The sequence below is a fragment of the Aeromonas sp. HMWF017 genome, assembly GCF_003061465.1.
Taxonomy (GTDB): domain Bacteria; phylum Pseudomonadota; class Gammaproteobacteria; order Enterobacterales; family Aeromonadaceae; genus Aeromonas; species Aeromonas veronii.
The window spans coordinates 7,594-10,988 of record NZ_QAJD01000125.1; the positions used below are offsets into that span (position 1 = coordinate 7,594).

A 3,395-nucleotide genomic window follows, 5' to 3' on the forward strand; every position below is an offset into this window, starting at 1 on the left:
CGCTGGAATCCAGTCTGGGGAGCGATTGGCACACCTTGCTGCAGTCCGGCACTCTCAAGGGGGTCATCCTCTCCCCCCGCGAAGCGTTGCGGGGGCGCATGGGCTCGGAGAACTGGTGGCGCCTCGGCCAATCCCCTCTCTACCCGGATCTGTTGCTCGAAAGCTGCAGCGAGCTGATCACCGGGCGAGCCGTGACCACCCATGCCGCCAGTATCGAAAAACTGGGCGGGCGGGTGCTGGTCGCCGATGATCATCTGGTCAATCGCGCCCTGCTGACCCGTCAGTTAGCGATTCTGGGGGTGGAGTGCGAGGTAGTGGAAGATGGCGAGAAGGCGTTGCGCGCCTGGCAAACCCGGGATTTCGCCCTGCTGATCACCGACTGCCATATGCCGCACATGGATGGCTACACCCTGACCCGCCGCCTGCGGGAACAGGGGGAGCAAGCCCCCATCATCGGCGTCACCGCCGATACCTCGGAGGAGGCGGCAGCCAATATGACGGCAGCCGGCATGAACGGCATGCTGTGCAAACCCTATTCGCTGGAGTCACTGCGCCAGATGCTGCTGCGGTGGTTGCCCGCGACTACGATCACAGAGAGAGTGCCCGCACGACAGATCATCAATCTCGACATGATCGGTCGCTGGCAAGATCTGTTTGGCGATGAAGGGATTGCCAAAAGCATGGCAAGGGAGTATCTGGCCTCCAACCGGAAAGATTGCCACGCTATGATGAGCGCGCTCTCCTCCGATGATAGCCAGGAGCTGGTGGAGATCGCCCACCGCATCAAGGGGGCAGCCAGAATGGTTGGGGAGCTCTCCCTGGCCGAGCAGGCGGCGCAACTGGAATCAGCGGCCCGCCTCAAGCAGTTGAGCGAGCTCGCGCTGCTGACACAAAGAGTGGAAGAACAGATGAACAATATAGAACGTGAAATGGGATTGTGGCTCGATGAGTAGAACGGCAGACGAGTTGGTCATCATGGTGGTCGAGGATCACGGGTTTCAACGCAAGACCCTGATGCACCAGATCCGGGCGCTCGGTTATCAGCAACTGCTGGAGGCCGCAGACGGCATCGAAGCCCTGGCGCTGTGCCAAAGCCACACAGTCGACATCCTGTTCTGCGATCTGCGGATGCCCGGCATGGATGGCATGGCGCTGCTACGCCGCCTCTCGCTGGGTGGCTTTCGGGGCGGCATCATCCTCTCCAGCGCGCTGGAAGATGACGTGGTGGAGGCCGTGCTGCGCATGAGCGCGGCCTATGGTCTCCATGTGCTGGGTCGCATCGAAAAACCCTCCAGCCCGCAGCGACTGCGCCAGCTGATCGACTCCTGGGCGCCAAAGTCGGCTCCCTCGGGCAAGGACGATGGCCTCGTCCTCTCGGTGGACGAGCTCAAACGCGCCCTCGACAACGACCAACTGCTGCCCTGGTATCAACCCAAGGTCGGCTTTGCGTCCGGCCAGTGGGTGGGGATGGAGGCGCTGGCCCGCTGGCAGCATCCGGAATATGGGCTGATCTCCCCCGGCATGTTTATCCCGCTGGCGGAAAACAACGGCCTTATCGATCAGCTGACCGATGTCATCATCAACAAATCGCTGCAGGATTGCCATCTGTGGGGGCAGACCGGCCTCTCCCTCAATCTGTCGATGAATCTCTCAACCACCTCGCTGATCGAGGGGGATCTCTGCCACTTCCTGATCAACCAGTGCCAGCGCTGGGGCGTCAATCCCGAGCTGATCACCCTGGAAGTGACAGAAAGCTCGTTTGTCGAGGATATCGGCAAGGCACTGGAGGTGCTGACCCGGCTGCGGATGCACGGCTTTGGCCTCTCCATCGATGACTTCGGTACCGGCTACTCCTCGATGCAGCAGCTGGCGCTGCTGCCGTTTACCGAGCTCAAACTTGATCGCTCGTTTGTCGATCGCTGCTATGCCGACCCCTCCCGTCTGGCCATTATCGAATCGAGCATCGAGCTGGCCCGCAAGCTGGGGCTGAAATCAGTCGCCGAAGGGGTGGAAGATGTGCAGACTTGGCAACTGCTGGCAAAGCTGGGGTGCGATATCTGCCAGGGCTTCTTTACCGCCCGCCCTATGCCACGCAGCGAACTGCAGCACTGGCACCAGATCTGGCAAGCCCGGCTGCCCACCCTGATATCCGGCTGATCTTCCGCAACCAACCCTTTGGGCCAACAGGGCACCGATCGGCAACGTGAATGGCCACCTTGGAAAAGGTGGCCATTTTCTTTGTCTAGGGCTCGCCACTCACTGCATGCCCTCCCCCTCTCCAGCCCCGTCTATCCAGTCGAGTGCAACCCACCCCCTTTGCTCTGCATGCACCGCATGCCTTGAGTCACCATTTATGCAAAATAAGTTGCATAAAAAATGGTACTACTGGCGGATCACACCTACCGCGAGCGAGAGCGGCCTCCCTTCTGCTAGATGCATAAACTGACAATAAGACAATGAATCTCCTGCTTTAACAGGAATAGTTCTCAACGATGCGCCGTGCCGATGAGGTAGACAAGACAACCTGAAATCGTTTTCCCTTTTGAACAATAAGCTGTCTAAAATCAAATAAAGTTGTAAATAATCTTTGTTATGGTGAGCGTATAGCAAGCGGCCTCCCTGTCGCTTCCCCTGCTGGCTCCGCCAGATGCAGCATTTTCTGCGCCTTGAAAGCGAGTTTATGACGCCATGATCACCATCACCCTAGATGGGGCTCAGTTGACGGTTGACCCGACCAGAACCCTGCTCCAGATAGCCAAACAGCACCAGATCGACATCCCCTACCTGTGCGGTGACAACACCAAAGGCCCCAAGACACCGTGCGATCTCTGCGTGGTCGAGATTGCCGGTCTCGGCATCCGGCGCGCCTGCGAGACGCGCCCCGAGGCAGGGATGGTGATCACGACGCAAAGCGATGCCCTGCACGCGCACCGCCAGCTGGCGCTCGGCCGCATCCTCGCAGATCACTACGCTGATTGCGAAGCCCCCTGCCAGCGCGCCTGTCCGGCCGGGGTGGACATTCAATCCTATCTGCATCACATCGCCATGGGGGAGCACGAGGCGGCCATGGCCGTTATCAAGCAGACCCTGCCGATGCCCCTCTCCATCGGCCGGGTCTGCCCCGCTTTTTGTGAGGCGGAGTGCCGCCGCGCGCTGGTGGATGAGCCGCTGGCCATTCGTCAGCTCAAGCGTCACGCCGCGGATCTCGATCTGGCCGAGATTGCCCCCTATCAACCGGCAAAGAAGCCCGCCAAGGGCAAGCGGGTGGCCATTATCGGCAGCGGCCCGGGCGGCCTCACTTGTGGTTGGCTATGTCCCAATTACGTGTTGCATGGGGCGCCCCATCGCCTCATGCAAACATGCTTTGATATTTACGCCTTTTCCGTAACGCTCCA

General features: G+C 60.0%; 2 protein-coding genes and 1 pseudogene. All 3 read left to right on the forward strand.

Annotated features, from left to right (window positions below; all coding sequences use genetic code 11):
• Positions 1–953, forward strand: a 953-nt coding sequence (locus DBR30_RS22145; protein ID WP_258224416.1) for a response regulator, incomplete at its 5' end; no start/stop codon positions are given.
• Positions 946–2,157, forward strand: coding sequence for an EAL domain-containing response regulator (locus DBR30_RS12095; RefSeq protein WP_005353540.1), 1,212 nt, complete (start codon positions 946–948; stop codon positions 2,155–2,157). The genes DBR30_RS22145 and DBR30_RS12095, both read left to right, overlap by 8 nt.
• A gap of 531 nt (positions 2,158–2,688) precedes the next feature.
• Positions 2,689–3,150, forward strand: a pseudogene (locus DBR30_RS12100) (2Fe-2S iron-sulfur cluster-binding protein); the annotation flags it as partial.
• Positions 3,151–3,395 lie beyond the last annotated feature (245 nt).